At 73.1% G+C, this 26,614-nt stretch carries 31 protein-coding genes; 11 read left to right on the top strand and 20 right to left on the bottom strand.

The window, feature by feature from the left end; translation table 11 throughout:
- Window positions 1-12: 12 nt before the first annotated feature.
- The 4 genes from RM590_RS20065 to RM590_RS20050 form a co-directional block, all read right to left on the bottom strand.
- Window positions 13-252 carry a chaplin gene (locus RM590_RS20065; RefSeq protein ID WP_311706011.1) on the bottom strand — a complete coding sequence of 80 codons (240 nt, stop codon included), beginning with the start codon at window positions 250-252 and terminating at the stop codon, window positions 13-15.
- 170 nt (window positions 253-422) lie between these two features.
- Complete coding sequence (locus tag RM590_RS20060; RefSeq protein WP_311706010.1) at window positions 423-1,058, bottom strand: response regulator transcription factor; 636 nt, start codon at window positions 1,056-1,058, stop codon at window positions 423-425.
- Window positions 1,051-2,202 carry a GAF domain-containing sensor histidine kinase gene (locus tag RM590_RS20055; RefSeq protein WP_311706009.1) on the bottom strand — a complete coding sequence of 384 codons (1,152 nt, stop codon included), beginning with the start codon at window positions 2,200-2,202 and terminating at the stop codon, window positions 1,051-1,053. The genes RM590_RS20060 and RM590_RS20055 overlap by 8 nt, the downstream gene beginning before the upstream one ends.
- Before the next feature lie 166 nt (window positions 2,203-2,368).
- A complete protein-coding gene (locus RM590_RS20050) occupies window positions 2,369-4,855 on the bottom strand; it encodes an FHA domain-containing protein (protein ID WP_311706008.1) in 2,487 nt (828 codons plus the stop codon).
- Between the two features lie 246 nt (window positions 4,856-5,101).
- Here RM590_RS20050 and serB point away from each other — a divergent pair, with 246 nt between their 5' ends.
- Complete coding sequence (serB, locus tag RM590_RS20045; RefSeq protein ID WP_311706034.1) at window positions 5,102-6,337, top strand: phosphoserine phosphatase SerB; 1,236 nt, start codon at window positions 5,102-5,104, stop codon at window positions 6,335-6,337.
- A gap of 54 nt (window positions 6,338-6,391) precedes the next feature.
- Here serB and RM590_RS20040 read toward each other — a convergent pair whose 3' ends face one another.
- From RM590_RS20040 to RM590_RS20015, 6 genes are all read right to left on the bottom strand, one after another.
- Complete coding sequence (locus tag RM590_RS20040) at window positions 6,392-6,910, bottom strand: SixA phosphatase family protein (protein WP_311706007.1); 519 nt, start codon at window positions 6,908-6,910, stop codon at window positions 6,392-6,394.
- A gap of 103 nt (window positions 6,911-7,013) precedes the next feature.
- Window positions 7,014-7,205, bottom strand: coding sequence for a hypothetical protein (locus tag RM590_RS20035; RefSeq protein ID WP_311706006.1), 192 nt, complete (start codon window positions 7,203-7,205; stop codon window positions 7,014-7,016).
- Between the two features lie 155 nt (window positions 7,206-7,360).
- Complete coding sequence (locus RM590_RS20030; RefSeq protein ID WP_311706005.1) at window positions 7,361-8,149, bottom strand: slipin family protein; 789 nt, start codon at window positions 8,147-8,149, stop codon at window positions 7,361-7,363.
- On the bottom strand, window positions 8,146-8,760 hold the full coding sequence (locus RM590_RS20025; protein WP_311706004.1) for an NfeD family protein: 615 nt from the start codon (window positions 8,758-8,760) through the stop codon (window positions 8,146-8,148). Before RM590_RS20025 ends, RM590_RS20030 begins: the two co-directional genes overlap by 4 nt.
- Before the next feature lie 127 nt (window positions 8,761-8,887).
- Window positions 8,888-9,004: an SGM_5486 family transporter-associated protein gene (locus RM590_RS20020; RefSeq protein ID WP_311706003.1), complete on the bottom strand. Its 117-nt coding sequence runs from the start codon at window positions 9,002-9,004 to the stop codon at window positions 8,888-8,890.
- Window positions 9,005-9,021: 17 nt separating this feature from the next.
- Window positions 9,022-10,287, bottom strand: a complete 1,266-nt coding sequence (locus RM590_RS20015) for a CynX/NimT family MFS transporter (RefSeq protein WP_311706002.1) — start codon at window positions 10,285-10,287, stop codon at window positions 9,022-9,024.
- A gap of 65 nt (window positions 10,288-10,352) precedes the next feature.
- Between RM590_RS20015 and RM590_RS20010 the strand changes: the two genes are divergently transcribed.
- Window positions 10,353-11,039, top strand: coding sequence for a FadR/GntR family transcriptional regulator (locus tag RM590_RS20010; RefSeq protein ID WP_311706001.1), 687 nt, complete (start codon window positions 10,353-10,355; stop codon window positions 11,037-11,039).
- A 56-nt stretch (window positions 11,040-11,095) separates the two neighbouring features.
- On the opposite strand, the gene fabI is transcribed toward RM590_RS20010, so the two are convergent.
- Both fabI and fabG read right to left on the bottom strand, forming a co-directional pair.
- Entirely contained in the window at window positions 11,096-11,875 is a 780-nt protein-coding gene (gene fabI, locus RM590_RS20005) for an enoyl-ACP reductase FabI (protein ID WP_311706000.1), read from the bottom strand.
- A gap of 2 nt (window positions 11,876-11,877) precedes the next feature.
- On the bottom strand, window positions 11,878-12,597 hold the full coding sequence (gene fabG / locus RM590_RS20000) for a 3-oxoacyl-[acyl-carrier-protein] reductase (protein ID WP_311705999.1): 720 nt from the start codon (window positions 12,595-12,597) through the stop codon (window positions 11,878-11,880).
- A 450-nt stretch (window positions 12,598-13,047) separates the two neighbouring features.
- On the opposite strand from fabG, the gene RM590_RS19995 reads away from it, so the two are divergent.
- The 6 genes from RM590_RS19995 (at window position 13,048) to RM590_RS19970 (ending at window position 18,861) form a co-directional block, all read left to right on the top strand.
- Entirely contained in the window at window positions 13,048-14,571 is a 1,524-nt protein-coding gene (locus tag RM590_RS19995; RefSeq protein ID WP_311705998.1) for a TldD/PmbA family protein, read from the top strand.
- Window positions 14,568-15,977 (top strand): metallopeptidase TldD-related protein, encoded by a 1,410-nt coding sequence (locus tag RM590_RS19990; protein ID WP_311705997.1) that lies wholly within the window; start codon window positions 14,568-14,570, stop codon window positions 15,975-15,977. The genes RM590_RS19995 and RM590_RS19990 overlap by 4 nt, the downstream gene beginning before the upstream one ends.
- Before the next feature lie 65 nt (window positions 15,978-16,042).
- A complete protein-coding gene (locus tag RM590_RS19985) occupies window positions 16,043-16,552 on the top strand; it encodes a GyrI-like domain-containing protein (protein WP_311705996.1) in 510 nt (169 codons plus the stop codon).
- Window positions 16,553-16,630: 78 nt separating this feature from the next.
- Entirely contained in the window at window positions 16,631-18,040 is a 1,410-nt protein-coding gene (tyrS, locus tag RM590_RS19980; RefSeq protein ID WP_311705995.1) for a tyrosine--tRNA ligase, read from the top strand.
- Window positions 18,041-18,062: 22 nt separating this feature from the next.
- Window positions 18,063-18,407 (top strand): DUF3099 domain-containing protein, encoded by a 345-nt coding sequence (locus RM590_RS19975; RefSeq protein WP_311705994.1) that lies wholly within the window; start codon window positions 18,063-18,065, stop codon window positions 18,405-18,407.
- 214 nt (window positions 18,408-18,621) lie between these two features.
- The gene (locus RM590_RS19970; protein ID WP_311705993.1) at window positions 18,622-18,861 is read left to right on the top strand and encodes a hypothetical protein; all 240 of its coding nucleotides are present in this window, start codon (window positions 18,622-18,624) and stop codon (window positions 18,859-18,861) included.
- Here the strand turns inward: RM590_RS19970 and moaA are convergent.
- Window positions 18,844-19,836: a GTP 3',8-cyclase MoaA gene (gene moaA / locus RM590_RS19965; protein ID WP_311705992.1), complete on the bottom strand. Its 993-nt coding sequence runs from the start codon at window positions 19,834-19,836 to the stop codon at window positions 18,844-18,846. The two genes, RM590_RS19970 and moaA, sit on opposite strands and share 18 nt — an antisense overlap.
- A 134-nt stretch (window positions 19,837-19,970) precedes the next feature.
- On the opposite strand from moaA, the gene RM590_RS19960 reads away from it, so the two are divergent.
- Complete coding sequence (locus RM590_RS19960; protein WP_311705991.1) at window positions 19,971-20,987, top strand: DEDDh family exonuclease; 1,017 nt, start codon at window positions 19,971-19,973, stop codon at window positions 20,985-20,987.
- A 25-nt stretch (window positions 20,988-21,012) separates the two neighbouring features.
- Window positions 21,013-21,879, top strand: a complete 867-nt coding sequence (locus tag RM590_RS19955) for an SURF1 family cytochrome oxidase biogenesis protein (RefSeq protein WP_311705990.1) — start codon at window positions 21,013-21,015, stop codon at window positions 21,877-21,879.
- Here the strand turns inward: RM590_RS19955 and amaP are convergent.
- The 5 genes from amaP to RM590_RS19930 are packed head-to-tail and all read right to left on the bottom strand — an operon-like array spanning window position 21,876 to window position 24,232.
- Window positions 21,876-22,472 carry an alkaline shock response membrane anchor protein AmaP gene (amaP, locus tag RM590_RS19950; protein WP_311705989.1) on the bottom strand — a complete coding sequence of 199 codons (597 nt, stop codon included), beginning with the start codon at window positions 22,470-22,472 and terminating at the stop codon, window positions 21,876-21,878. The genes RM590_RS19955 and amaP overlap by 4 nt on opposite strands.
- 13 nt (window positions 22,473-22,485) lie before the next feature.
- Window positions 22,486-23,184 carry a DUF6286 domain-containing protein gene (locus RM590_RS19945; RefSeq protein WP_394813906.1) on the bottom strand — a complete coding sequence of 233 codons (699 nt, stop codon included), beginning with the start codon at window positions 23,182-23,184 and terminating at the stop codon, window positions 22,486-22,488.
- Entirely contained in the window at window positions 23,181-23,570 is a 390-nt protein-coding gene (locus tag RM590_RS19940) for an Asp23/Gls24 family envelope stress response protein (RefSeq protein ID WP_311705988.1), read from the bottom strand. Before RM590_RS19940 ends, RM590_RS19945 begins: the two co-directional genes overlap by 4 nt.
- Window positions 23,571-23,574: 4 nt before the next feature.
- Complete coding sequence (locus RM590_RS19935) at window positions 23,575-23,769, bottom strand: hypothetical protein (RefSeq protein WP_311705987.1); 195 nt, start codon at window positions 23,767-23,769, stop codon at window positions 23,575-23,577.
- 25 nt (window positions 23,770-23,794) lie between these two features.
- Entirely contained in the window at window positions 23,795-24,232 is a 438-nt protein-coding gene (locus RM590_RS19930) for an Asp23/Gls24 family envelope stress response protein (RefSeq protein ID WP_394813911.1), read from the bottom strand.
- Between the two features lie 190 nt (window positions 24,233-24,422).
- On the opposite strand from RM590_RS19930, the gene RM590_RS19925 reads away from it, so the two are divergent.
- Window positions 24,423-25,130, top strand: a complete 708-nt coding sequence (locus RM590_RS19925) for a nucleopolyhedrovirus P10 family protein (protein WP_311705986.1) — start codon at window positions 24,423-24,425, stop codon at window positions 25,128-25,130.
- Between the two features lie 145 nt (window positions 25,131-25,275).
- On the opposite strand, the gene RM590_RS19920 is transcribed toward RM590_RS19925, so the two are convergent.
- Complete coding sequence (locus RM590_RS19920) at window positions 25,276-25,581, bottom strand: hypothetical protein (protein ID WP_311705985.1); 306 nt, start codon at window positions 25,579-25,581, stop codon at window positions 25,276-25,278.
- Window positions 25,582-25,654: 73 nt separating this feature from the next.
- Window positions 25,655-26,434 (bottom strand): enoyl-CoA hydratase/isomerase family protein, encoded by a 780-nt coding sequence (locus RM590_RS19915; RefSeq protein WP_311705984.1) that lies wholly within the window; start codon window positions 26,432-26,434, stop codon window positions 25,655-25,657.
- Between the last annotated feature and the right edge of the window lie 180 nt (window positions 26,435-26,614).

Below are 26,614 nucleotides of genomic sequence, written 5' to 3'. Positions count from 1 at the left end.
CCGGGGGGACGCTCAGAGGTTCACACCGGTGTTGCCGAACGCCGGGTTGAGAAGCCCGATGACGTTGACGCTGTTGCCGACCGCGTTCACCGGGACGTGAACCGGCGCCTGCACCAGGTTGCCCGAGCCGACACCGGGGGACTTCACCGCGGTGCCGGTGGCGTCCGCGCTCGCGGAGGCGACGCCCGCGCCGGCGGCGGCGAGACCGCCGACCATGAGGGTGACCGCGGCGGCCTTCTTCAGGTTCTTCAACTTCCCAGACCTTCCTTGCACGTTGCCGCGGCCATCCGCCGTGGCATGCCATGCAGAACGGTGGGCCGCCCGCGAAGTTGCGCCGAGCGGGTTACATCCACACGACGGTATGAATCTCGGTCCGGTGGGGCCGCCCGGTTTGGCCCCGGCCGGCCAGCTGCGGTATCGGGTCAGTCGGAGATGCCGTGCCGGACCGCCCAGAGCGCGGCCTGGGTGCGGTCGGCCAGGTCCAGCTTCATCAGGATGTTGGACACGTGGGTCTTCACGGTCTTCTCGGAGAGCACCAGGGCGCGGGCGATCTCACGGTTGGAGCGGCCCCGGGCGATCAGGGCCAGCACCTCCCGTTCCCGTTCGGTCAGCGTGCCGGCCCGGCCGCCGCCGGACTCCTGCTGGGCCAGCAGCGCGCCGGCCACCTCGGGCTGGAGCAGCACGTGTCCGGCGTGCACCGAGCGGATGGCGCCGGCCAGGGCGCCGGGGTCGATGTCCTTGTGCACATAGCCGGCGGCGCCGGCGCGCAGCGCGGGCACGACGGTACGGCGCTCGGTGAAGCTGGTGACGATGAGGACGCGGGCGGGGTTGCCCAGCTCGCTGAGCTTGCGCAGGGCCTCGACGCCGTCGCCGCCGGGCATCTTCACGTCCATGAGGATCACGTCGGGCCGCAGCTCCTCGGCGCGCGCGACGCCCTCGTTCCCGTCGGCCGCCTCGCCGACGACCTCGATGTCGTCCTGGACCTCCAGAAACGTGCGCAGCCCGCGGCGCACCACCTGGTGGTCGTCCACGAGCAGCACGCGGATGGCGTCAGCCACCGGGGACCTCCATCTCGATCACGGTGCCCTTGCCGGGCGCCGATTCCACGGTCAGGCCGCCGCCGACCGCGGCGGCCCGGTCTCGCATGGACACCAGGCCCAGGTGGCGGCCGGCGGCGCGCACCGCGGCCGGGTCGAAGCCGACGCCGTCGTCGCGCACGCGCAGCACGGCGCGAACACCGCGGCGGCACAGGCTGACCTCGACGTGGCTGGGGTCGGCGTGCCGCAGCGCGTTGTGCAGGGCTTCCTGCGCGACCCGCAGCAGGGCCTCCTCCTGCGCGGCGGGCAGCGCCCTGACGTCCTCGCAGCGGAGGGTGACGCGGGCGGGGTGGGCGCGGTCGAGCACCTGGATCTGGGCGCGCAGGGTGGCCAGCAGGCCGTCCTCGTCGAGGGCCGCGGGGCGCAACTCGATGACGGCGGCGCGCAGTTCGTCGGCGGCCTCGGCGGCGAGGGCGGCGACCTGGCCGAGCTCGCTGCGGGCGCGTTCGGGGTCACGCTCCAGCAGGGTGGCGGCGGCCTGGGCGGTGAGGCGGAGGGAGAACAGCTTCTGGGCGACGGCGTCGTGCAGCTCGTGGGCGAGGCGGGCGCGTTCGTCGGCGATGGTCAGCTCGCGGCTGCGTTCGTGGAGCCGGGCGTTGGTGAGGGCGATGGCGGCGTGCTCGGCGAGCAGGCGCAGCAGCTCCTCGTCGGCGGCGGTGAAGCCGCAGCCGTCGTCGGGCTTGGGCTGGCCGGGCGGGCAGCGCTTGTTCGCCAGGAAGAGGGCGCCGAGGACTTCCTCGCCGTCGGCGATGGGCATGCCGAGGAAGTCGGACATCTCGGGGTGGGCGGCGGGCCAGCCCTCGAAGCGGGGGTCCTTGCGGACATCGGCGAGGCGGACGGGGGTGGCGCCGTGGAGCATGGCGGCGAGGATGCCGTGCTGGCGGGGCAGCGGGCCGATGGCCTTCCACTGGCGGTCGCTGACGCCGTCGACGAGGAACTGGGCGAAGCCGCCGTTGCCGTCGGGGATGCCCAGGGCGGCGTAGCGCGCGGCCAGCAGCTCCCGGGCGGAGGCGACGATCGTCTGGAGGACGTCGCGCACCTCGCGGGTGCGGTTCATGGCGAGCAGTGCGGCGCTGACGGCGGCCAGTCCGGTTCTTTGGCCCATGAGGAGACGGTAACGCGCCGGGGCGGGGTGCCGGATCGGGCCGGGGCGGGGGGGTGGCTGGGGCGGTGGACCTAGGTCTTTCGACGGTGCTCATGCGGGGGGACGCGGAACGGCCGCGGCGCCCCGGAGTGGGGGCGCCGCGGCCGTTGAGCGGCGGAATGCCGGGTCAGTCGCGCATGACCTCCGGCTCGTGCCGGCGCAGGAACTTCATCACCAGGTAGCCGCAGACGACGCCGAGCAGGATCAGCATCGAGATGTCCAGCAGCCAGTAGCCGGCCTCGTGCTTCCAGATCGGGTCGGGGTCCGGCTCGGTGGGCGAGGCGGTCAGGACGTTGAGGTCCACGGTGGTGCCGGTGCCGGCCAAGGCCCAGCGGGAGGGCATCAGCCAGGCGAGCTGCTCCACGCCGAGGCTGCCGTGCACCTTGAACAGGGCGCCGGTGAAGACGAGTTGCACGACGGAGATCATGACCAGCAGCGGCATGGTCATCTCGGAGGTGCGCACCAGGGCGGAGATCACCAGGCCGACCATCATGGAGGTGCAGCCGAGCACCATCAGGACGAACGTCATCTCGAGGGCGGGCGCGTCCTCGAAGATCACGCCCTCGGGCGGCATGTCGCGGGGGATGAAGCCGATGGTGCTGAGGATGGCGGCCTGGATGACCGTGACGATGCCGAGGACGAACACCTTCGACATGAGATAGGCGGAGCGTGACAGTCCGACGGCGCGTTCTCGCTCGTAGATGACGCGTTCCTTGATGAGCTCCCGGACGGCGTTGGCCGAGCCGGTGAAGCACATGCCGACGACGAGGATGAGCAGGATGATGCTGGCGTCGCCGTTGCGGCCGTTGTTCTCGACGAGGCCGTAGCCGAGGCCGTGGTCGCCGGGAACGAAGGTGCTGACCACGCCGAGGACGATGGGCAGAGCCACCGTGAGGCCGAGGAATCCCTTGTCGGCCATGATGACCGCGGCGTAGCGGCGCATCAGGGTCCAGACCTGGGAGCCCCAGGTCTGCGCCTTCTGCTGGGCGGCGGCCATCGGCTGGAAGTGCGTGGCCTGCGGCTGCACGGCGTCCAGGTCGGCGGCGTACATCTGGTAGTGCTGGGAGCCGCGCCAGCGGCCCATCCAGTCGTAGTCGCGGTAGTTCTCGAAGGCGGAGAAGACGTCGGCCCAGGTCTCGTAGCCGAAGAAGTTCAGCGCCTCGTCGGGCGGGCCGAAGTAGGCGACGCCGCCGCCGGGGGCCATCACCAGGACGCGGTCGCACAGTCCGAGCTCGGCCACGGAGTGGGTGACGACGAGAACGGTGCGGCCGTCGTCGGCCAGGCCGCGCAGGAGCTGCATGACGTCGCGGTCCATGCCGGGGTCGAGGCCGGAGGTGGGCTCGTCCAGGAAGATCAGCGACGGCTTGGTGAGCAGCTCCAGGGCGACCGAGACGCGCTTGCGCTGGCCGCCGGAGAGGGAGGAGATGCGCTTCTCGGCGTGGTGGCTGAGCTTGAGCTCGGCGAGGACCTCCTCGACGCGGGCGTCGCGCTCGGCGTCGGCGACGTCGCCGGGGAAGCGGAGCTTGGCGGCCAGCCGCAGCGCGGTCCGCACCTGGAGGGCGGTGTGCAGGATGTCGTCCTGCGGGACCAGGCCGATGCGGTGCCGGAGCTCGGCGAAGTGCGTGTACAGGTTCCGGTGGTCGTAGAGGACCTCGCCGTAGGTGGCCGGCCGGTAGCCGGTGAGCGCCCGCAGCAGGGTGGACTTGCCGGAGCCGGAGGGGCCGATGACGCCGATGAGCGACTTCTCGGGGACGCCGAAGGAGACGTCGTTGAGGATGGTCAACTGGCCGTTGTTGACCTGCACCGTGAGGTGGCGGGCGGAGAAGGAGACCTCACCGGTGTCGACGAACTCCTGGAGCTGGTTGCCGACGAGGCGGAACGTGGAGTGGCCGATGCCGACGGTGTCGTTCTGCCCGAGGTAGCGGCGGCCGTTCTTCGGCAACTGCTGGCCGTTGACGTAGGTGCCGTTGTGGCTGCCGAGGTCGTGGATCTCGAAGCGGCCGTCGGGGTGGGCCAGGAACTCGGCGTGGAACCGGGAGACCTGGAGGTCGGAGACGACCAGCTCGTTCTCCAGGGCGCGGCCGATGCGGGTCACCTGGCCGATGGAGAGCTGGTGGAGGCTGGTGGCGCCGCGGTCGGAGCCGCCGTAGCCCTGCTGCTGCCGCGGCGGCTGGTGCTGCGCCGGCGGCTGGTGCTGGTGCTGGGGCGGCTGCTGGGCCTGCGGCGGAACGGGGTGCTGCGGCTGCATCACGGGCGGCTGGCCCGCCATGGCGGCGGCCGGTGCGTCGTACTGCGCGTACTGCTGCTGGTGCGGTATGTGCGTGGCCCCCGAGAACGTGAGCCGCGGGCCGTCCGTGGCGTTGCCGAGGGTGACGACCGCGCCCGGGCCGAGTGGCGCCTGCTGTACGCGCTGCCCCTGTACATAGGTGCCGTTCGTGCTGCCGAGGTCCTCCACGACCCAGCTCTGGCCGTTCCACCGCACGGTGGCGTGGCGCCAGGAGACTCGGGCGTCCTGCAGCACGAGGTCGCCTTGCGGATCTCTGCCCAGGCTGTACGCCCGGTTAGGATCCAATGTCCAGGTTTGTCCGTTCAATTCGAGTACGAGTTCCGGCACTCCATGCCCCACAAAGTTGTCCCCCGAACAGACCTCCGACCGGAGGCCTGGGGATGGTTGAACATCGTGGGGGAACTATTCCAGGCTTGGACCGGCAACGGGAACCCGCCCCTCGAAAGTCACCAAGCTGGTGCAGAGCGTCAGCGACTCCGTGACGTTCATCTCCCCGTCGTGTCCAGGGGCCGGACGAGACACGGCGCTGTCGCCGGCAGCGGATACGGTGGAGGGATCATGACCCCTGCACACATGGCCGAACACCACCCGGACAGCCCGGGCGGTCCTGATGGCACCGAACACGTTCCCACCCTGCTGGTGAAGATCTTCGGCAAGGACCGGCCCGGCCTCACCGCCGGGCTCTTCCAGACCCTGGCCTCCTACGCGGTGGACGTCGTCGATCTGGAGCAGGTCGTCACCCGGGGCCGGATCACCCTGTGCGCCCTGGTGACCTCCCCGGCGCGAGGCGCGGGCACGGAGGGCGAGCTGCGGGCCACGGTGCACTCCTGGGCGGAGTCGGTGGGGCTCCAGGCCGAGATCATCTCCGGCATCGGCGACAACCCGGCGCGCGGCACCGGCCGCTCGCACGTCACCGTCCTGGGGAACCCGCTGACCGCCGATGTCACGGCGGCCATCGCGGCGCGCATAACGGGCGCCGGCGGGAACATCGACCGGATTTACCGGCTGGCCAAGTACCCGGTGACCGCGGTGGAGTTCGACGTCTCCGGGGTGCCGACGGAGGAGCTGCGCACCGAGCTGGCCATGGAGGCCGCGGCGCGGGCCGTCGATGTGGCGGTCGTCGCCTCCGGGCTCCAGCGGCGGGCGCCGCGGCTGGTGGTGATGGACGTGGACTCCACGCTCATCCAGGACGAGGTGATCGAGCTCTTCGCGGCGCACGCCGGCTGCGAGGAGGAGGTCGCGGCGGTGACGGCCGCGGCGATGCGGGGCGAGCTGGACTTCGAGCGGTCGCTGCACGCGCGGGTCAAGCTGCTGGCGGGGCTGGACGAGTCCGTGGTGGACAAGGTCCGTGCCGAGGTGCGGCTGACGCCGGGGGCGCGCACGCTGATCCGCACGCTGAAACGTCTCGGCTGTCAGGTGGGTGTGGTCTCCGGGGGCTTCACGCAGGTCACGGACGCGCTGCGGGAGCGGCTCGGGCTGGACTTCGCCGCGGCCAACGCCCTGGAGATCGTGGACGGCAAGCTGACCGGCCGGGTCACCGGGGAGATAGTGGACCGGGCGGGCAAGGCGCGGCTGCTGCGCCGGTTCGCCGCCGAGGCCGGGGTGCCGCTGTCGCGGACGGTGGCCATCGGCGACGGGGCGAACGATCTGGACATGCTCAACGCGGCGGGCCTCGGGGTGGCCTTCAACGCCAAGCCCCTGGTCCGGGAGGCGGCGCACACCGCGGTGACCGTGCCGTTCCTGGACACGGTGCTGTATCTGCTGGGGATCACCCGGGAGGAAGTCGAGGCCGCGGACGCCCAGGGCTGACGCCCCGGGCGGGGAGCCGCGGCCGGTGCCGTGGCCGGTGACTGCTCGTGCGGGCTACTCGTGCGGGGTCCAGTAGGCGACGAGGCGGGCGGTGCCGTGCTCGACGGACTTCCAGCCGCCGGTCAGGCTGAGCACGGCCAGCGAGGAGGTCGGGAAGCCGCCGCGGTTCATCCGGGCGCGGGTGTCGCCGTCGGCCTCGCCGGCCAGCGCCTCGGCGAGCGCGTGGACGCCCGGGTTGTGCCCGACGAGCATCAGGTCGCGGACCTCGTCGTCGGTGCCGTTGATGACGGCGATCAGCTCGCCGAGGGACGCATCGTAGAGCCGCTCGTCGTAGACGGTGCGGGGCCGCTTGGGCAGCTCGCCGGCGAACAGCTTCCAGGTCTCGCGGGCCCGGGTGGCGGTGGAACAGAGGGTCAGTTCGGGAGTGAAGCCGGCGCCGGCCAGCCAGCGCCCGGCCACCGGGGCGTCCTTCCGGCCCCGCTCGGCGAGCGGCCGGTCGTGGTCGGACACCTGCGGCCAGTCGGCCTTGGCGTGTCGGAGGAGAACGATCCTGCGAGGAACATCGACGCTCATGTGCCCCAGCTTCGCATGAAAGGTGCCCTGGAGCGCGGGGGGTTGGGAATCCTTCCCGCGCGAGGTGGCCGCGCCGCGGGGGCTGGCCGGGAAGGGGCAGCCCCTAGGGCAGCCAGACGTCGCCGACCTGCTGGAGGAGCTGGCCGAGGTGCTGCCGCTCCTCCCCCGGCGCGGCCTCGGCGCCGGTGCCGGAGACGAGCAGCATGACGAGCGCGGCGAAGGCGGCCGCCGGCAGGGCGACGGCCCACCAGCGGAGGCGGATGTCCATGCCGGAACGGGGTGAGCGGGCGGCCATGACGGGTCTCCATCCGTCGGGGGTCGAAGTGATGCCCCCAACCTATGAACCGGCGGACGCGGTGCCCATCCGGTGACCCACCCAGTGGCCCCTGAACCCAGCCCCCTAGGGGATGGTGGGGCTGGCACCACCCCCGGCGGCGCGGGCCCGCGTTCTCACTGGGTGGCGGGCGGCTGGGCGGGCGTTCCGGAGGGGCGGAGGGTGTCGACGAGGCGGAGGATCTCCATGGGGAGCGGGAAGATCAGCGTGGAGTTCCGCTCGCTGGAGATCTCCGTCATGGTGGACAGGATGCGCAACTGCATGGCGGCGGGGTGCGCCTCCAGCCGTTCGGCGGCGTCGGACAGAGTCTGCGCGGCCTCGAACTCGCCCTTGGCGTGGATGACCTTGGCCCGCCGGTCGCGTTCGGCCTCCGCCTGCCGGGCCATGGCGCGGCGCATGGCCTGGGGCAGTTCGACGTCCTTGATCTCCACCAGGGTGACCTTGACGCCCCAGGGGTCGGTGACGTCGTCGATGATCCGTTGCAGCCGCTGGTTGATCTCGTCCCGGTTGATGAGGAGTTCGTCGAGGTCGACCTGGCCGAGGATGCTGCGCAGCGTCGTCTGGGCGATCTGCGAGGTGCCCTGGACGTGGTCCTCGATGGCCACGACCGAGCGGTTGGGGTCGACGACGTTGAAGTAGGTGACGGCGTTCACCCGCACCGTGACGTTGTCCTTGGTGATGACGTCCTGCGGCGGGATGTCCATGGTGACCGTGCGCAGGGAGACGCGGACCATGCGGTCGACGATGGGGATGATGAGGAACAGCCCGGGGCCCCGGGCGCCCATGATGCGGCCGAGCCGGAAGATCACTCCGCGCTCGTACTCCGGAACGATCCGCACGGCCGCCAGTGCCAGCAGCAGGAGCACGGACGCGATGACGATGACGACGACGAGCGCGGGGTTCATGGGGGCTCCTCCTCGGCGCTGTCCACGATGAGTTCGAGGCCCTCCCGGCCGACGACGCGGACGCGCCGGCCCTCGGTGACCGGGCCGGTCCGGCCGCGCACGGTCCACCACGCGCCCTCCAGCAGCACCTGTCCGGTGCCGCCCTCGGCGCGGCGCACCACCGCCTCGCGGCCGATCAGCGCTTCGGCGCCGGCCGCCGGGGGCGAGCGGCGGGCGCGCACGGCGAGCCGGCCGGCCAGCAGCGCGCCGGCGCCGGTCACCGGGGCGACCGACCACAGGACGGCGGGGTCGACGGTGTCCTCGCCGCGGAACAGCAGCACACCGGTGGCGAGCAGTGCCGCCGTGCCGGCGAGCGCGAACAGGCCCACCCATGGGGTGATCAGCTCGGCCGCGCAGAGGACGGCGGCCAGCAGGAGCAGGGTCAGCGCGGGTGGGTTGACCGACAGGTCGCCGAGCGCGACGAATCCGGCCGCCAGCAGGAGCACTCCGGCCGCTCCGGCGACGCCGACTCCCGGGCTGGCCAGTTCGTAGACGACGGCGAGGATGCCGATCGCCAGGAACAGGTAGGCCAGCTCCGGGCTGGCCAGCTCCATGCCCGTTTTGCCGTTCATGCACCCATGGTGCGGGAGCCGGCCGGACGGCGCCCGGCGACGGCGGTCGTGTGCGGAGCCCGGGCCGTTCCGGACGGGCATCCGGGTGAACGTGTGCGCCCCGGCCGGGGCATCGGCCACCGCCGTCTCAGGGCGAGGCCACGGTCGCGATCACGGCGATGACGACGCTGATCCCGAGCATGGCGCCCAGGATGAGGAGCAGCTTCCGCTGCCCGCCGGTGGGGTTGGGGTCGAGCGCTGGCATACCGGACAGTCTCCCACTCACTCGCCGTCCTCGACGCAGCGGTCCCGGCCCGCCGCCACCCCGGCCGCGATCTGCGCGACCATCAGCACCGTCATGAACGCCAGCGGCGCGTGCCAGCCGCCGGTGAGGTCGTTGAGCGTGCCGACCAGGAGCGGGCCGGGGATGCACATGAGGTAGCCGGCGCTCTGCGCGAACGCCGACAGGCGCGCGACGCCCGCGCCCGTCCGCGCGCGCATCCCGATCATGGTGATGGCGACGGGGAAGGCACAGTTGGCCAGGCCCAGCAGCACCGCCCAGACCCAGGCGCCGCCGGCCGGGGCGAGCCACAGCCCGGCGTAGCCGGCCAGGCCGCACACGCCGAGGGTGACCACCAGCGGTCCCTGGTGCCGCAGCCGGGTGGCCACCCGGGGCAGCACGAAGCCGAGCGGCGCGCCCAGGCCCATGATCACGGCGAGCATCAGGCCCGCGCTGCCGGCGGAGACGCCCGCGTCGCGGAAGATCTGCGGGGCCCAGCCGATGATGATGTACGCGGCGGTGGCCTGGAGGCCGAAGAAGAGGGCCAGCGCCCAGGCGGTCCGGGAGCGGACCAGGCGCGGCGCGGCCGGTTCGTCGGCGGGCGCGGGCGGCGGCGGGGCGGCCGGGCCGGTGGCGCGTTCCCGGCGGCGGGCGGACAGCAGCACCGCGAGCCAGGGCACCACGGCGACGGCCGCGGCGGCGGCCCAGAACGCGAGGCCGGCCCGCCAACTGTCGTTCGCCAGGGCGGTGAGCGGGATGGTCAGCGCGGCGGCGCTGGCGGCGCCGAGCGCGAACGCCATGGAGTACAGGCCGGTGATGGTGCCGAGCCGGTCCGGGAAGTAGCGGCGCGCGAGCACCGGCATGAGGACGTTGCCGACGGCGATGCCGGCCAGGGCGACGGTGGTGGTGACGAGGAACAGAGCCGTCGAGCCGGCCAGCGAGCGCACCGCGAGGCCGGCGGCGATGGCGGTGAGCCCGGCCAGCACCACGGCGACGGGGCCGAAGCGGCGGGCCAGCCGGGGCGCGGCGAAGCCGAAGACGCCGAAGCACAGGGCGGGCAGCGAGGTGAGGAGTCCGGCGACGGTGCCGCCCATGCCGAGGTCGTCGCGGACCTCGGCGAGCACCGGGCCGACGCCGGATATCGCGGGGCGGAGGTTGAGCGCGGTGAGTACGAGGCCGACCGCGACCAGCCAGGGCAGCGCGCGGTGGGAGGGTGTGGGTGTGGGGGAAGGCTTCCGGAGAGTACGGTCGTCCTTCGTCAACTCCATGGGCGACATCATAGAATCATGGGATGAATTCCCCGCCCGGGGGATCCGGACATCCCGGGAGAGATATGTCACTGACCGCGCCCCGCCGTTCCGCGCTGGCCGACCAGGTGATCAGCCAGCTCCGGCAGCAGATCACCTCCGGCGAGTGGCCCGTCGGCTCGCGCATCCCGACCGAGCCGGAGCTCGTCGAGCAGCTCGGGGTGGCCAGGAACACCGTGCGGGAGGCGATCCGGGCCCTGGCGCACAACGGCCTGCTGGACATCCGGCAGGGCTCGGGCACCTATGTGGCCGCAACCAGCGAACTGGCGGGGGTGATGCACCGGCGCTTCGCCGACGCCGACCCCCGGGACGTGGCGGAGCTGCGCAGCACGCTGGAGGCCGCGGCGGCGCGGCTGGCCGCGCGGCGGCGGACCGAGCAGGAGCTGCGGCAGTTGACCACGCTGCTCGGGCGGCGCGAGGCCGCCTGGTCCGCCGGGGAGGTGGACCGTTTCGTCGAGGCGGACGCCACGTTCCACATGGCGGTCGTGCAGGCGTCGCACAATGAGGTGCTCACCGCGCTGTACGCGGATCTGGGCACGGTGGTGCGGGCGTTCCTGCGCGGCGAGGTGGGCGACGAGCTGCGGCCGGAGGACCATGTGGACCACGCCCGGCTGGTCGACGCGATCCGCGCCTCGGACGCCGAGGCCGCGGCGGCGGAGGCGGGCTCGTACGCCCTGCTCTGCCGGGGGCTGGCGCCGCCCGTCGGCGCCTGACCGGCCAACGGCCGAGGTGGCGCGCACCCGTCGGGGCGCGCCACCGGGTGCCGTGGTCAGGCGCCCATCATGTGCACGCCGCCGTCGACGTGGACGATCTCGCCCGTCGTCTTGGGGAACCAGTCCGACAGCAGCGCCACGACGCCGCGCGCCGCGGGCTCCGGGTCGGCCAGGTCCCAGCCGATGGGGGCGCGGGTGTTCCACACGTCCGCCAGCTCCTCGAAGCCGGGGATCGACTTGGCTGCCATCGACTTGATGGGGCCGGCCGAGACGAGGTTGACCCGGATCTTCTTGCCGCCCAGGTCCCGGGCGAGGTAGCGGGAGGTGGCCTCCAGCGCCGCCTTGGACACGCCCATCCAGTCGTACTTGGGCCAGGCCACCTGCGCGTCGAAGTCCATGCCGACGACCGAGCCGCCGCGCCGCTCCAGCAGCGGCAGCAGCGCCATGGTCACCGACTTCAGCGAGTACGCGGAGACCTCGACCGCGGTGGCGACGGACTCCCAGCCGGTGTTGAGGAAGTTGCCGCCGAGGGCGTCCTGCGGGGCGAACGCGATGGAGTGCACCACACCGTCCAGGCCGATGCCCTCGCCCAGGTGCTCGGCGACCCGGTCGGCGAGGCCGTCCAGGTGCTCCTGGTTCTGCACGTCCAGCTCGATCACCGGAACCGGCTTGGGCAGCCGCTTGGCGATGCGCTCCACCAGGCTCAGCCGGCCGAAGCCGGTGAGCACCACCTCGGCGCCCTCCTCCTGGGCCAGCCGGGCGGCGTGGAAGGCGATCGAGGCCTCGGTCAGCACCCCCGTGACCAGGATGCGCTTGCCTGCCAGCAATCCACTCATGTTCAGTGCCCCATGCCCAATCCGCCGTCAACCGGGATGACGGCTCCAGTGATGTACGCGGCGTCCTCGGACGCCAGGAAGCGCACCGCGGCGGCGACTTCCTCCGGCCGGGCGTAACGGCCCAGCGGTACCTGTCCGACGATCTCGGCGCGCCGCTCCTCGCCCAGCGCCCGGGTCATGTCGGTGTCGACGAAGCCGGGCGCGATGACGTTGCAGGTGATGTTGCGCGAGCCCAGCTCGCGCGCGACGGAGCGGGCGAAGCCGACCAGGCCGGCCTTGGCGGCGGCGTAGTTGACCTGTCCCGCCGAGCCCAGCAGGCCGACGACCGAGGAGATCAGCACGATCCGGCCGCCGCGGGCGCGCAGCATGCCCTTGGAGGCGCGCTTGACCACCCGGAAGGTGCCCGTGAGGTTGGTGTCGAGGACGGCCGTGAAGTCCTCCTCCGACATGCGCAGGAGCAACTGGTCCCGGGTGATGCCGGCGTTGGCCACCAGCACCTCGACGCGGCCGTGGCTGTCCTCGATCTCTTTGTATGCCTGCTCCACCTGCTCGGCGTCGGTGATGTCACACCGCACCGGCAGGCAGCCCAGCTCGACGAGCTCCTTCGGGGGCTCCCCGGAGCGGTAGGTGATGGCGACCTTGTCGCCAGCGTCGGCCAGGGAGCGGGCGATGGCCAGGCCGATGCCGCGGTTTCCTCCGGTGACGAGTACCGAGCGGCTCAAGGGACCACCCTCTCTCTGCGTCGTGTGTACCGCACAAACGCTAGCTCCCCGGCCCGGCGGGGTGGGGGGCGGGGCGTGACAGGGGGGTCAAGCAGGCCCTGTGGGATTCCTACAGAGTGGCCGCGATCGGTGGCGCTCGCACCACGACGGCGACCGGCCGGCGGGCGCGCCCGGCCCGTGGCGTCCGGCCGTGCGGCCCGCGCCCGGGGGCGTTGCGGCCATGGCGGAACGGCCATCCGGCCGAAGGCGGCGCGCCGGCGGGGCGCGTCGCCGGTGTCGTGGGCGGCGGCGGACGGGGAATCGGCGCAGGGTGAAATCCGCCGGTGTCGGCGCCTGCCACTTCCGCTGTCAACACCCCCTGTCCAGGGCGTACACCGGCCAGGCATGATCGGAGTCCGGGGCGCTCCCCCTCGCTCCGCCCACGAGAGATGGCTACGGACAGGAGACACCGTGCCCAGACCCATCGATGATTCCTTCCTCGCCCTGCCCCTGCGCCGGCTGGCCGACGCCGCCCTGGCCCGGGCCAGGGCGCTGGGCGCCGACCACGCCGACTTCCGGCTGGAGCGGATCCGCAACGCGCACTGGGTGCTGCGGAACGCCAGACCGGCGGGCTCGTCCGACACCACCGACTTCGGGTACGCCGTCCGTGTGGTCCACGGCGGCAGTTGGGGCTTCGCGGCGGGTGTTGACATGTCGATGGACGCCGTGGCCCGCGTCGCCGCTCAGGCGGTGGCGATGGCGAAGCTGTCCGCGAAGATCATCGCCGCGGCCGGCTCCGACGAACGGGTCGAGCTGGCGCCCGAGCCCTCCTACGGCGAGCAGACCTGGGTCTCCTCGTACGAGATCAACCCGTTCGACCTCCCCGACTCCGCCAAGACCGATCTGCTGGCCGACTGGAGCGAACGGCTGCTGGCCGCCGAGGGCGTCAGCCACGTCGACGCCCGGCTGTGGGCGGTGCAGGAGAACAAGTTCTACGCCGACACCGCCGGCACGGTCACCACCCAGCAGCGGGTCCGCGTGCAGCCCGAGCTCAACGCGATCGCCGTGGACGCCGACAGCGGCCGGTTCGACTCGATGCGCACCCTGGCCCCGCCGGCCGGGCGCGGCTGGGAGTACCTGACCGGCACCGGCTGGGACTGGGACGCCGAACTGGCCGAGATCCCCGGCCTGCTGGCCGAGAAGATGGCCGCGCCCTCCGTGGAGCCCGGCCGGTACGACCTGGTCATCGACCCCTCCAACCTGTTCCTCACCATTCACGAGTCCATCGGCCACGCCACCGAGCTGGACCGGGCCCTGGGCTACGAGGCGGCCTACGCGGGCACCTCGTTCGCCACGTTCGACCAGCTCGGCACCCTGCGCTACGGCTCCGAGATCATGAACGTCACCGGCGACCGCACGGTGGAGCACGGCCTGGCCACCATCGGCTGGGACGACGAGGGCGTGCGGGCCCAGTCCTGGGACCTGGTCAAGGACGGCGTCCTCGTCGGCTACCAGACGGACCGGCGCATCGCGCGGCTCACCGGCTTCGAGCGGTCCAACGGGTGCGCCTTCGCCGACTCCGCCTCGCACGTCCCGCTCCAGCGCATGGCGAACGTCTCGCTGGCACCCGCGCCCGGCGGGCCCGACACCGCGGGGCTGATTTCCGGCGTGGAGAGCGGGATCTACATCGTCGGCGACGGCTCCTGGTCGATCGACATGCAGCGCTACAACTTCCAGTTCACCGGACAGCGCTTCTTCCGGATCGAGAACGGGCGGCTGGCCGGGCAGTTGCGGGACGTCGCCTACCAGGCCACCACGACCGACTTCTGGGGCTCGATGGAGGCCGTCGGCGGTCCCGAGACCTATGTGCTGGGCGGCTCGTTCATGTGCGGCAAGGCCCAGCCCGGGCAGACGGCCGCCGTCTCGCACGGCTGCCCCTCCGCGCTGTTCCGCGACATCAACATCCTCAACACCACTCGGGAGTCGGGCAGATGACCGTCAAGGCAACGGGCGCGCCGCACGAGATCGTCGAGCGCGCCCTGGAGCTGTCCCGCGCGGACGGCACCGTGGTGATCGCGGACGAGGAGTCCTCCGCGAATCTGCGCTGGGCGGGCAACGCCCTGACCACCAACGGCGTCACGCGCGGTCGCCGGCTCACCGTCATCGCCACGGTGAACGGCGCGACCGGCACCGCCGCCGGGGTGGTGTCCCGCTCCGCGGTGACCGCCGACGAGCTGGAGCCGCTGGTGCGGGCCGCCGAGGACGCCGCGCGGCAGGCGCCCGCCGCCGAGGACGCCGGCCCGCTGATCGAGGACCGGCCGGGCTCCCCCGACTTCACCGCGCCGCCGGCCGAGACCGCCCCGGAGGTGTTCGCCGGGTTCGCGCCCGCGCTCGGCGAGACGTTCGCCCGGGCCCGTGCCGGGGGCCGGGAGCTGTTCGGGTTCGCCGAGCACACGGTCGTCTCCACCTACCTGGGCACCTCCACCGGGCTGCGCCTGCGGCACGACCAGCCGGCCGGCCACGTGGAGCTGAACGCCAAGTCCGCCGACCGCGCCCGGTCCTCCTTCGTGGCCGTGCCCACCGACGACTTCACCGATGTGGACCCGGCGGTGCTGGAAGCGGACCTGGCCGTCCGGCTGGGCTGGGCGGAGCGCCGCGTCGACCTGCCCGCGGGCCGGTACGAGACGCTGCTGCCGCCCACCTCGGTGGCGGACCTCATGATCTACCAGTACTGGATGTCGGACGCCCGGGACGCCCACGAGGGCCGCACGGTCTTCAGCAAGCCGGGCGGCGGCACCCGGGCCGGGGAGCGGCTGTCCCCGCTGCCGCTGAACCTGTACAGCGACCCGGGCGCGGCCGGCGTCGGGGCGCCCCCGTTCGTCATCGCGCACAGCTCGGCCGCCGGCTTCGCCCCGGCCGTGTCCGTCTTCGACAACGGGCTGCCGCTGTCCCGGACCGACTGGATCAGCGACGGTGTCCTGCGCGGCCTGCCCACCAACCGGTTCACCGCCGGCCTGACCGGGCTGCCGGTCGCGCCGCTCACGGACAACCTGCTGCTGGACGCGGGCGGCACGCGTTCGCTCCCCGAGCTGGTCGCGGACACCGAGCGCGGCCTGCTGGTCACGTCGCTGTGGTACATCCGCGAGGTGGACCCCAAGACGCTGCTGCTGACGGGGCTGACCCGGGACGGCGTCTACCTGGTCGAGAAGGGCGAGGTGACGGGGGTGGTGACCAACTTCCGCTTCAACGAGTCGCCCCTCGACATCCTCGCCCGCGCCACCGAGGCCGGCCGGAGCGAACGCTGCCACTCCCGCGAGTGGGGCGAGTACTTCCCGCGCACGGTGATGCCCGCGCTGCGGGTGCCGGAGTTCAACATGAGCTCGGTCAGCCCGGGGGTGTGAGAACGGGCCGCGGCGATCCGCGCGGGGACCGATGAGTCCGGCGCCCCGCGCGGGTCGTTATCGGCATGACACAGCAACCGCAGTTCGCCCCGGCCGTCGTCGAACGCCCGGAGCAGCACTATGTGGCGGCCCGCGAGGTGGTCACCATGGAGACCATCGGCCGGGTCGCCGACCGTCTGCCGGACGTCTTCGGCTTCCTCGGTGCTCGCGGCGTCGAGCCGGTGGACGCCCCGTTCTTCAAGTACGACGTCATCGACATGGCCCGGCGGCTGGAGATCGAGGCGGGCGTGCCGGTGGCGGCGCCCGTCGAGCCGGCCCCGGGCCTGATCGCCGGCGTGCTGCCCGCCGGCCGGTACGCGACGGTCACGCACGTCGGCCACCCCGACGGGCTGGTGGACGTCACCGCCGCCCTGCTGGAGTGGGCGGCGGACCGGAATCTGGTGTGGGACGCCTGGGACGCCCCCGAGGGGCACGCCTGGCGCTGCCGCCTGGAGATCTACCGCACCGACCCGGCGACGGAGCCGGACATGAACCGGTGGGAGACGCAGTTGGCGTTCCGGCTGGCGGACGCCTGACGGGCCCGGCCTGGCCACGGGCCCGGCGCCGTAGGATGGTCACGACCTGCATCCCACCTCGACCTTTCGGGACAGAACGTGACACGCCTCGGCGAATCCGTGCAGCGCGCCAGCAGTCTGCTGGCGCAGGATCTCTCCTCCGACACCACCGTGCGGCAACTGCTGGAGGAGACGGGCGCGCGTCGCTATCTGGACCTGTCGGACCTGCCGGCCGAGGAGCAGGCGCGGCTGATCGCGGGCCGCGCGGTCGACATCCTGCCGTCGGCGGACAAGCTGGCCGAGGGCATCGCGGCCGCACGGGCGGCCGGGCGCGGGCTGCACATCAAGCTGGGGATCGACCCGACGGCCACCGACGTGCACCTGGGGCACGCCGTCCCGATCATCGTGCTCAGCCGCTTCCAGCGCATGGGGCACGACGTGACGCTGATCATCGGGGACATCACCGCCAAGATCGGCGACCCGTCGGGGCGTTCCACGGAACGGCCGCCGCTGACCGACGAGGACATCGAGCGGAACCTGGCCGGATACCGCGAACAGGTCCGGCCGTTCTTCGACTTCGAGCAGGTGCGCTTCCGGCACAACAGCGAGTGGCTGGCCGGCATCACGCTGCCCCGGCTGATCGGGATCCTCTCCCAGGTGTCCGCCTCCTCGCTGCTCCAGCGCGAGGACTTCCGCAACCGCCTGGAGGGCGGGCACGGGCTGACCATGTCGGAGCTGATCTACCCGGTGGCCATGGCCATCGACTCCGCCGAGATCGACGCGGACGTCGAACTGGGCGGCGTGGACCAGCTCTTGAACATGCAGATGGGCCGCCGCGTGATGGAGATCTACGGCCTGGAGCCGCAGATGATCGTCACCATGCCGCTGATCGAGGGCACCGACGGCTCGGGCGCCAAGATGTCCAAGTCCAAGGGGAACTACATCGGGCTCTCGGTGCCCGCCGACGACGTGTTCGGCAAGGTCATGTCGATCCCCGACCGGCTGATGGAGCCCTACCTGCGGGCCTGGACGGAGTGGACGGACGAGGAGCTGGCGGCGGTCACGGCGCGGCTGGCCGACTCCTCGCTGCACCCGATGGACCTCAAGAAGGTGCTGGCCGGCGAAGTCGTCACGGCGCTGTACGGCGTCGAGGCCGCGATGAAGGCCCGCGCGGACTTCACGGCGCAGTTCTCCAGGAAGAGCTTCGCCGACGTCGAGACGCTGCCGGAGGTCGACCTCGGCGAGCACGGCACCGAGGGCATCGCCACCGTGCTGACCAAGGTGCTCCAGTTCACGCCCAGCGCGTCGGCCGCCCGCCGGCTGGCCAAGCAGAACGGGCTGCGGCTGGTCCTGGAGACCGGCGACGGACAGCGCACGGCGGTGCTGGGCGAGGCGGACGCGCTGCGCCCGCTGGGCGAGGTCATCGGCAAGCACGTGGCCGCCGGCGACGCCAAGCCGACGGGCGTGTACCTGAAGGCCGGTCGCAAGCTGGCCCAGATCACCGGCTAGCCTGGTGGCGGGTGGTGAGGCCATGCGTGTGCGACGCGGGACCAAGCGCAAGACGGCCGGCTCGACGGTCTACCGGATCACCGGGGCCCGGCAGAGCCTCGACGACGACGTCCGGGGGCGGCAGCGCCGTTATGTGATCTCGATGCTCGTCCGCACCCTGGCGGTGATCCTCACCGTTCTGCTGTGGAACGTCAGCCTGCCGCTCGCCGCCGTGACCCTCGTGCTGGGCGCGGTGTTGCCCTATGTCGCCGTCGTGATCGCCAACGCGGGCCGGGAGAACGTGCCTTCGCTGCCCTCGACCTTTCTGTCCGCGGAATCACGGTCGGCGCTGCCGCCGGAGAACGGCGATCCTCACAAGCGGAGTTGACGCTTCCGCCCGGCGAAGCTCAAGAAATGCTCAGCTGGATTGGGCGGATCGGCTGCGCCGATAGGGGCATTGCATGTCATACTTCAAAGGCGCTCCGTATCCCCCGTCGGAGCGACGAACCGACGCCGGGCGGCTCCCCCCGTGGCTGCCCGGCGTCGCCATCTGCATTTCCTGTGTGATCCGTATTTCCCGTGTGTGCTTTCGAGGGTGTTGGATGGGTTTCGTGTCGAACGAATCCACCACCGAGACGCTGGTCTGCTCGGCGAAGGGCTGTCGCGCGGCGGCCGTCTGGGTGCTCGCCTGGAACAACCCCAAGCTGCACACGCCGGACCGGCGCAAGACCTGGCTGGCGTGCGAGGAGCACCGCGAGCACCTGTCCCAATTCCTCGGAATCCGCGGCTTCCTCAAGGACGTCGTGCCCCTGGAGGAGTGGCGGTCAGCCGCCGATCGCTGACATCGGGCGGCTCGGCTGCTCGAACGACTCCGGGTCGTCCAGCCCGGACCCGGCCTTCTTCCCCCACATCGCGGCCCGCCAGCGCGCGGCTATCTCCTCGTCCCCCGCGCCGGAGCGCAGCGCGCCGCGCAGGTCGGACTCCTCGGTGGCGAACAGGCAGGTCCGCACCTGGCCGTCGGCCGTCAGCCGGGTGCGGTCGCAGGCCCGGCAGAACGGCCGGGTGACGGACGCGATGACACCCACGCGGTGCGGCCCGCCGTCCACCAGCCACCGCTCGGCGGGGGCCGAGCCGCGCCGCTCCGTCTCCTCGGGGGTGAGGGTGAACCGGGTGCGCAGCGAGGCCAGGATGTCCCCGGCCGTGATCATCTCCGCGCGCTGCCAGCCGTGCTGGGCGTCCAGCGGCATCTGCTCGATGAACCGCAGCTCGTATCCGTGCGCCATGGCCCAGGCGAGCAGGCCGGGCGCCTCGGTGTCGTTGAGCCCGGGCATCAGCACGGCGTTGACCTTGACCGGGGTGAGGCCGGCGGCCTTCGCCGCGGCCAGGCCGCGCAGCACGTCGCCGTGGCGCCGGCGCCGGGTGATCCGCTCGAAGACGGCCGGATCGGTGGTGTCCAGCGAGACGTTGACCCGGTCGAGGCCGGCGTCGCGCAGCGCGGCGGCCGTGCGCTCCAGCCCGATCCCGTTGGTCGTCAGGGACAGCTTCGGGCGGGGCCGGAGCGCGGCGCACCGCTCGACGATGCCGACGAGGCCGGGGCGCAGCAGGGGCTCGCCGCCGGTGAAGCGGACCTCGGTCACGCCCAGCCGCGTCACGGCGATGTCCACCAGCCGCACGATCTCGTCATCGGTGAGCAACTCCGGCTTGGCCAGCCAGGACAGCCCCTCCTCCGGCATGCAGTACGTGCAGCGGAGGTTGCACCGGTCGGTGAGCGAGACCCGCAGGTCGGTGGCGATCCGCCCATAGGTGTCGAGCAGCATGTCTCGCAGCGTACGTCAGGACGCCGACAACGGGGGCGGCGATCCTGGCCGGCCGGGCCGGCGGCGGCCGGTGGGGCCTCAACTCCGGCCGCTGCCGCGGGCACTGTCGGTGCCGGCCCGTATCCTCAGGGACCATGCTCGAAGACCACCAGGCAGCCGAGGCACGTGTCCCCGTCCAGCCGCCCGCCGACGAGCCATGGCCCTCGGGCTACCCGACCGGGTACGCCGTGGTGGACGTGGAGACCACCGGCCTGCGCCGGGAGGACCGGATCGTGTCCGCCGCGGTGTACCGGCTGACCGCCCGGGGGGAGGTCGAGGACCACTGGTACACGCTGGTCAATCCGCAGCGCGATCCGGGGCCGACGCAGATCCACGGGCTGACCGCGCGGATGCTGGCGGACGCGCCGCTGTTCCCGGAGATCGCCGGCGAGTTCGCCGAGCGGCTGGCGGGCCGCGTGCTCGTCGCGCACAATGCGGTGTTCGACTGGATGATGATTGCCCGGGAGTACGCGCGGACCGACCACACGGTGCCGGTGGAGCAGCGGCTGTGCACCATCGCGCTGTCCAAGGCGCTGGCGCTGCCCCTGGCGAACCACAAGCTGGAGACGCTGGTGACGTACTTCGGCGTCACGCAGCGGCGGGCGCACCACGCGCTGGACGACGCCCGGGTGCTGGCGGAGGCGTTCCGGCCGAGCCTGCACCGGGCGGCCCGGCAGCGGCTGCCGCTGCCCCTGCACGCCTGCCGCCCGCTGACGGAGTGGACCGAGTCCCCGGCGGCCGGGTCCGGCCCGCGGGGCGGTGAGACGGCCTGGCGGGACGGCTGGCGGGGCTGGCGGCAGAGCAAGCGGCGACCGCCGTGCCCGTTCCCCAACCCCGGGCGGTACGAGACGGGCGGGCGGCTGATCCAGGGGATGCGGGTGGCGTTCTCCGGGGACACCTCGGTGGACCGCGAGCTGCTGGAGGACCAGGCGTTCGAGGCCGGGCTGCACATCGCGGCCGGCGTCTCGCGCTTCACCAGCCTCCTGGTGACGAACGATCCCGACGCCGTCACCGCCAAGGTGGTCCGGGCGCGGGCGCTGGGCACGCCGATCCTGGACGAGGCGGCGTTCACCCAGCTCCTGCGGGACGTGGCCCCGGCGCCGGAGGGCTGACCCCGTTCGGGTACGGTCGTGAGCTGTGTACCGCTTTCTGCTGTCCCGGCAGTGGGTCATCCTCACCCTTGTCGCGCTGCTGCTGATCCCGGCCATGATCTGGCTGGGGTTCTGGCAGCTCGACCGGCATGAGCAGCGCGTCGCGCGCAACGACCTGATCGCCGCCAGCCTGGCGGCGCCGCCCGTGCCGATGGCCGAGCTGTCCCCGGCGGACGGCGAGGTCGACCCGGACGACCGCTACCGCCCGGTGACCGCCACCGGCGTCTACGACACCGGGCACCAGGTCGTGGTCCGCCAGCGGACGAACGACGACGGGGCCATGGGGTACTACGTGCTGACCCCGCTGATCCAGGCCGACGGCACGGCCGCGCTGGTCAACCGCGGCTGGGTCCCCGCCGGGAACGACGTGACGCGGGTGCCCGAGGTGGCCGAGCCGCCGGGCGGCGAGGTCACGGTCACCGGCCGGCTGATGGCCGACGAGACCACGGGCACCACCGGCATCCGGGAGCGGTCCGGGCTGCCGGACGGCATGGTGATGATGATCAGCAGCCAGGAGCGGGCCGAGGCGCTGGGCGCGCCGGTGCTGGGCGGCTATCTGGAGCTGACCGGGACGGAGCCGGCCCCGGCGGACGCGGACGCCCAGCCGGAGATGCTGCCGGAGCCCGATCACACGGGGATCGGCGCGCACTTCGCGTACGCGGTGCAGTGGTGGCTGTTCGCCGCCGGGGTTCCGGTGGGGTGGGCGCTGCTGCTGCGGCGCGAGGTCCAGGACCGGCGGAAGGCGGCGGCCAGGGCCCGCCGGGACGAGGCGAACGGCGACGGCGGCGGGAACGGCGATGACGCGGAAGCGGCCGGGCGGCGCCCGGCGGACGCGGCCCCGGCCACGTCCTAGCTGACCCGTTCCACCTCGTGCCTGGCCGACCGGAGCCGGGCCTCGGCGGGCAGCGCCTCCAGCCCGGCCGAGGCCCGGGCGTGCTCCACCGCCTCGGTGCGCAGGCGCCGCACCACCTCGTCCGGCCGCGCCTGGGGCGTCAGCAGCAGGCCGACCCGGAGCCGGGGCTGACCGCGCCTGCCCACCAGAGTGACCCTGGCCCGGTCGATGCCGGGCAGCGACTCGGCCTCGGCGGCCACCACTTCCTCCATCGCCCGCCCGCGCAGCAGCGCGCCCACGCCGTCGCCGCTGTCCACGAGGACCTCCGCCAGGCGCTGCCGCCGCAACTGGGCCAGCAGCCACCACAGCGCGAGCAGCACCAGCAGCGACAGGCCGCCGATGACGACCGGCCACCACCAGCCCTCGTCGCGCCACTGGACGCGGTCGGCGCGGGTGAGCAGCACATCGCGCGGGGAGCGCCACGACCAGCCGGAGGGCATCGAGAAGCCCCAGCGGCGCGGCAGGTCCAGCGCGGCCACCACGGCGACGAGGCCCACGCCGAAGAGGAACAGCCCGGTCAGGACGAGCAGGACACGGTTCACGATCCGCAGCATCGGGGCGGCCACCTCATCGTCTCGCGGGCCGGCGGACGTGCACGCTGAGCGCGGGCTGCCGGGCCAGGCCCAGTTCGCGGATGCCGTGTTCGAGCACGGCGTCGAGGTCGGCCCGGACCACGTCCAGCTCCCGGAAGTGCGCCTCGGCCAGGGCGCGCACCCGGCGGCGGCCGACGCTCACCCGGACCGACCGCACGCCGGACACCTCCATGGCCCGGTCGCTCAACACCACGGCCACGGCGGCGCGTTCGATGCCGGACCGCATCAGCTCGCTGTCCCGCCGCATCGGCAGCAGCCCGCGCAGCCCGGGCGTGACGGCCAGCACGACCAGCCAGACGCCGATCAGCATCGCCGCGACGGCGCCGCAGACCACCGCGGCGTCGTCCAGCCGGCGGGTGGCCAGCTCGTCGGCGAGGGTGCGCCGCCACGAGGCGGCGGGGCGGTCGGCCCGCACGGAGGCGATGTCGTAGAGGAACAGCCCGGCCACGACCAGCAGCGTCAGGGCGACCAAGGCCGCGGGGGCCCGGCGCTCGGACCAGAAACGTCTGGCGGGGCCGTCGTTCTCACCATCGGGCTCGTACCGAGCCTCGGACGCGGCCTGCGCCATACCCCCGGTGGCCTCGCCCTCCGGCGTGGCCTTCTCCAGCGTGGGCGCGGTCCCGGCGCCGCCGTCCCCCGGCTCGCCGACCGGATCGCTCGCGGGATCGCTCACCGCACCCTCCCCGGGACGTGGCCGGTGAAGTGCGCCGAGTGCAGCCGCTCCACCGCGACGGCCACCTCCGCCGCCTCCATCCCCGCCAACTCCTGGATGCGGGAGGCGACATGGCGCCGGACGGCGCCGCACTGGGCGCCGATGTCCGAGGGGTAGGGCAGCTCGACCGCGACCCGGACGCTGGCGAGGCCGCCGGTGCCGTCAGTGTCGGGCGGCCGGCGCACCACCGCGGTGGCGTGCGGCCCGCCGCCCCGGCGGGGCGGCACGGGAGAGGCGGCGCCGTCGGCGCGCAGCGCCTCCCGGGCCGCCTGCGCGGCCAGCTTGGCCACGACGCGCTCGGCGATTCTCGTCGCGCCCCGGTCGGCGGGTGGCACCTGGATGTCCACCGCGTCACCGCCGCCGGTCGTCGTCGCGCTCCCGGACCCGGAAGAAGTCGCCCGGGTCCAGATCGCCGTCGGCGAACCGGCCGACGACGAAGCCGATGGTGCCGAGTGCCGCCACCAGCAGGAAGGCCCCGAATCCGCCGAAGTACGTGGCGAAGCCCAGTGCCATGCCGGCGATCATGCCGACCACAGCCATGCTCATCTCGCGCTCCTGGCTTCCGCTCCCGCTACTGCAACGGGGGCCGCTCGTCGTCTTCCTCGTCGCCGTCCGGGAGGTTCACGTCGCTGACGTTGATGTTGACCTCGACGACTTCGAGACCGGTCATCCGTTCCACGGCGGAGATGACGTTCTCCCGTACCGTACGGGATACCTCGGCGATGGAAACGCCGTATTCCACAACGATTTCGAGATCGAGCGCGGTCTGCACCTCGCCGACCTCCGCCTTGACGCCGCGGGTCGCGGACCTGGCCGCGCCGGGCACCCGGTCGCGCACGGCACCGAATGTCCGGGCGAGGCCGCTGCCCATGGCGTGCACACCCACCACGTCGCGGGCCGCCATGCCGGCGATCTTCGCCACCACCCCGTCGGCAATGGTCGTGCGCCCGCGCGTCGCGGGATCGCCCGTGCCCCGGCGCGTGCCGAGCTGCTTGCCCGGCACATCGATCGTCGTGGTCGAGCTCTCCTCGGTACCGATGTCGGTCACTTCGCCTGCGCCCCTTTCCGAACGGCGGTCGCCCGCTGTTCCCCGTGCCCATCAAGTGTGCCCACGCGAGTGCCGTGCGGCCACGCGAGTGCATGCATACGAGATGCTGTACCCAGCCCCGGCCGGTTGAGCACGAAGGGTGGCACTCAGGGTGAGCGACACGGGTTCGGACCGGTTGTTGGCGACGGTGCGGCGGCAGTTGAGCCTGGGCAGGCTGGTGCCGCTGGGCGGTCCGGGGGACGGCGCGTGGCTCGCGGAGCGGGCGGCCGCGCCGGTGCTGCGCCGGGCGGCCGCGACGGTGCCGGGCGTGGCGGTGACGGAGCTGCGGCTGGCGGTGGCGGGCGAGCCGGCCGGTGAGCCGGCGGTGCCGCCGCCGCCGAGCGCGCTGCCGCCCGGGCCGCTGCTGATCGACGCGCGGTTCGCGGCCGACGACCGGATTCCGCTGCGGGAGTGCGCCGAGCGGGTGCGCGCGGCGCTGGCGGCGGCGGCCGGGGAACGGCTGGGGCTGGACGTGGTCGCCATCGATCTGGAGGTGACGGACCTGCTGGCGGGCGAGCCGCCGCGGCCGGAGCCGGCCGACCGCGCGGTGCGGGGAACGCCGCCGCCGTCCGGGCCGGGCGCGCACGTGGCCGAGGCGGTGCTCGCGGTGCCGGGCGTGCGCGCCCTGTCCGGCGCGCTGGGCGGCCCGGCGCGGGCGGTGGAGATCGCGGCCGAGGAGCCGCTGATCCGGCTGCAACTCGCGGTCGGCGCCGAGCGCCGGACACTCGACATCGCGCGGGCCGCGGCCCGCGCCGCGGCCGGGGCGGCGGGTTCGCCACCACCCCGGGTCGCGGTGCTGATCACGGACATCCACCCGTAAGGGGCGCGAGGAACTGCGCGACCAGCCAAGGACGGCCCGCACCATCCCGACGGCAGATCCACCCCAAGGGGCGCGGGGAACTGCGCGACCAGCCACAAACGACCCGCACCCTCCGCACCGCGTTTTGCCTTGCCGCAGCGGAGCGTCAATCGTCGCAGTCGTCGTCCGAGTGCCCCCCGCCGGTGGTCGAGGTGCGGGAGCGGCTGCCGCCGCCGCGGCCCCCGCCGCCCGACCCGCCGGAGGAGCGCTCCGGCGCGGCGACGGTCTGGATCTCGTCCCGGACCTCGTCGGCCGACGCCCCGTCGGCCGACGTCCCCTCGTCCCACACCGCGCCGGCCGGCGCGGACTCGCAGTCGTCGTCTCCCCCGCAGGCCCCGGCGGTGAGCGCCAGGGTGAGTATCAGCAGCACGCCGCCCACGATCGCGGTCCGTGCGCCCCTGCCCCCGTTCATGCCGATCTCTCCTTCATGTCATGGAAAGATCAACACCCTAGCGCGCCGAGGGGAACGGGTGTGCGGTCGGGGGTTACTCGCCGAGGCCCGCCAGGTCGCGCAACCGGCGGGCCTGCGCGGCCCGTTCACGCGCGCGCTGCTCGTCGTAGTCGTGGCCCGCGGCGTCGCGCAGCAGCGCCTTCGTCTCGATCAGGGCGTCCCGGGGCGCGGCCAGCAGCGCGGCGGCCAGGTCGTCCGTGGCGGCGGCCAGGTCGGCGACCGGGACCACGAGGTTGGCCAGGCCGATGCGTTCGGCCTCCTCGGCGTGCACCGAGCGGCCCGTCGCGCAGATCTCCAGCGCGCGGCCGTAACCGACCAGGGCGACCAGCGGCCGGGTGCCGCCGAGGTCGGGCACCAGGCCGAGCGAGGTCTCCCGCATGGCGAACCGCGCGTCGTCCGCGCAGATCCGCAGGTCACAGGCCAGCGCGAGCTGGAAGCCGGCGCCGATCGCGTGCCCCTGGACCGCGGCCACGGTCAGCAGGTCGTTGCGCCGCCACCAGGTGAACGCCTCCTGGAAGCCGGCGATCGCGGCGTCGATCTCCGCGTCGCCGGCCCGGGCGAGTTCGAGGAAGGACAGCTCGCCGTCGATGCCCTCGGGCGTGAACGCACGCCGGTCGAGCCCCGCGGAGAACGAGACGCCCTCGCCGCGCAGTACCACCACCCGGACGTCGCCCGGCAGCAGGCGACCGGCCGCGGCCAGGGCCCGCCACATCGCCGGGGTCTGCGCGTTGCGCTTGTCCGGGCGGGTGAGGGTGACGCTCGCCACGGCGTCCCGGACGGTGACACGCACACCGTCCCTGTCGAGCAGGCTCATGCCGGCCTCCGGGGTTACTCAGCGGTAATGACAGCCGCAGCGTAACCGCCCAGGTGCTGTCCGGTCGATCTTGTCGGATCAGCCTGCGACGTCTGGTGCGTGCGATCGCAAGACGCCGGATCGCAGCTCGTACGAATGGGGGCACCTCCCAGCGTTAGCTGGGGGACGTACTCGCGCGAT

Source organism: Streptomyces litchfieldiae, from assembly GCF_031845365.1.
In the GTDB taxonomy this organism is placed as follows: domain Bacteria; phylum Actinomycetota; class Actinomycetes; order Streptomycetales; family Streptomycetaceae; genus Streptomyces; species Streptomyces litchfieldiae.
This window is presented reverse-complemented; position numbering and strand designations above follow the sequence as displayed.

Coding starts and splice junctions, on each gene's coding strand:
- RM590_RS20020 (WP_311706003.1), bottom strand. CDS start 9,004: ATGCCAGCGCTCGACCCCAACCCCACCGGCGGGCAGCGGAAGCTGCTC.
- RM590_RS20030 (WP_311706005.1), bottom strand. CDS start 8,149: ATGAACCCCGCGCTCGTCGTCGTCATCGTCATCGCGTCCGTGCTCCTG.
- amaP (WP_311705989.1), bottom strand. CDS start 22,472: ATGCTGCGGATCGTGAACCGTGTCCTGCTCGTCCTGACCGGGCTGTTC.
- RM590_RS20010 (WP_311706001.1), top strand. CDS start 10,353: ATGTCACTGACCGCGCCCCGCCGTTCCGCGCTGGCCGACCAGGTGATC.
- RM590_RS20025 (WP_311706004.1), bottom strand. CDS start 8,760: ATGAACGGCAAAACGGGCATGGAGCTGGCCAGCCCGGAGCTGGCCTAC.
- RM590_RS20035 (WP_311706006.1), bottom strand. CDS start 7,205: ATGGCCGCCCGCTCACCCCGTTCCGGCATGGACATCCGCCTCCGCTGG.
- RM590_RS19960 (WP_311705991.1), top strand. CDS start 19,971: ATGCTCGAAGACCACCAGGCAGCCGAGGCACGTGTCCCCGTCCAGCCG.
- RM590_RS20040 (WP_311706007.1), bottom strand. CDS start 6,910: ATGAGCGTCGATGTTCCTCGCAGGATCGTTCTCCTCCGACACGCCAAG.
- RM590_RS19920 (WP_311705985.1), bottom strand. CDS start 25,581: ATGAACGGGGGCAGGGGCGCACGGACCGCGATCGTGGGCGGCGTGCTG.
- RM590_RS19990 (WP_311705997.1), top strand. CDS start 14,568: ATGACCGTCAAGGCAACGGGCGCGCCGCACGAGATCGTCGAGCGCGCC.
- moaA (WP_311705992.1), bottom strand. CDS start 19,836: ATGCTGCTCGACACCTATGGGCGGATCGCCACCGACCTGCGGGTCTCG.
- RM590_RS20055 (WP_311706009.1), bottom strand. CDS start 2,202: ATGGGCCAAAGAACCGGACTGGCCGCCGTCAGCGCCGCACTGCTCGCC.
- RM590_RS20015 (WP_311706002.1), bottom strand. CDS start 10,287: ATGGAGTTGACGAAGGACGACCGTACTCTCCGGAAGCCTTCCCCCACA.
- fabI (WP_311706000.1), bottom strand. CDS start 11,875: ATGAGTGGATTGCTGGCAGGCAAGCGCATCCTGGTCACGGGGGTGCTG.
- RM590_RS19985 (WP_311705996.1), top strand. CDS start 16,043: ATGACACAGCAACCGCAGTTCGCCCCGGCCGTCGTCGAACGCCCGGAG.
- RM590_RS19975 (WP_311705994.1), top strand. CDS start 18,063: ATGCGTGTGCGACGCGGGACCAAGCGCAAGACGGCCGGCTCGACGGTC.
- RM590_RS19935 (WP_311705987.1), bottom strand. CDS start 23,769: ATGAGCATGGCTGTGGTCGGCATGATCGCCGGCATGGCACTGGGCTTC.
- RM590_RS19970 (WP_311705993.1), top strand. CDS start 18,622: ATGGGTTTCGTGTCGAACGAATCCACCACCGAGACGCTGGTCTGCTCG.
- serB (WP_311706034.1), top strand. CDS start 5,102: ATGGCCGAACACCACCCGGACAGCCCGGGCGGTCCTGATGGCACCGAA.
- RM590_RS19915 (WP_311705984.1), bottom strand. CDS start 26,434: ATGAGCCTGCTCGACAGGGACGGTGTGCGTGTCACCGTCCGGGACGCC.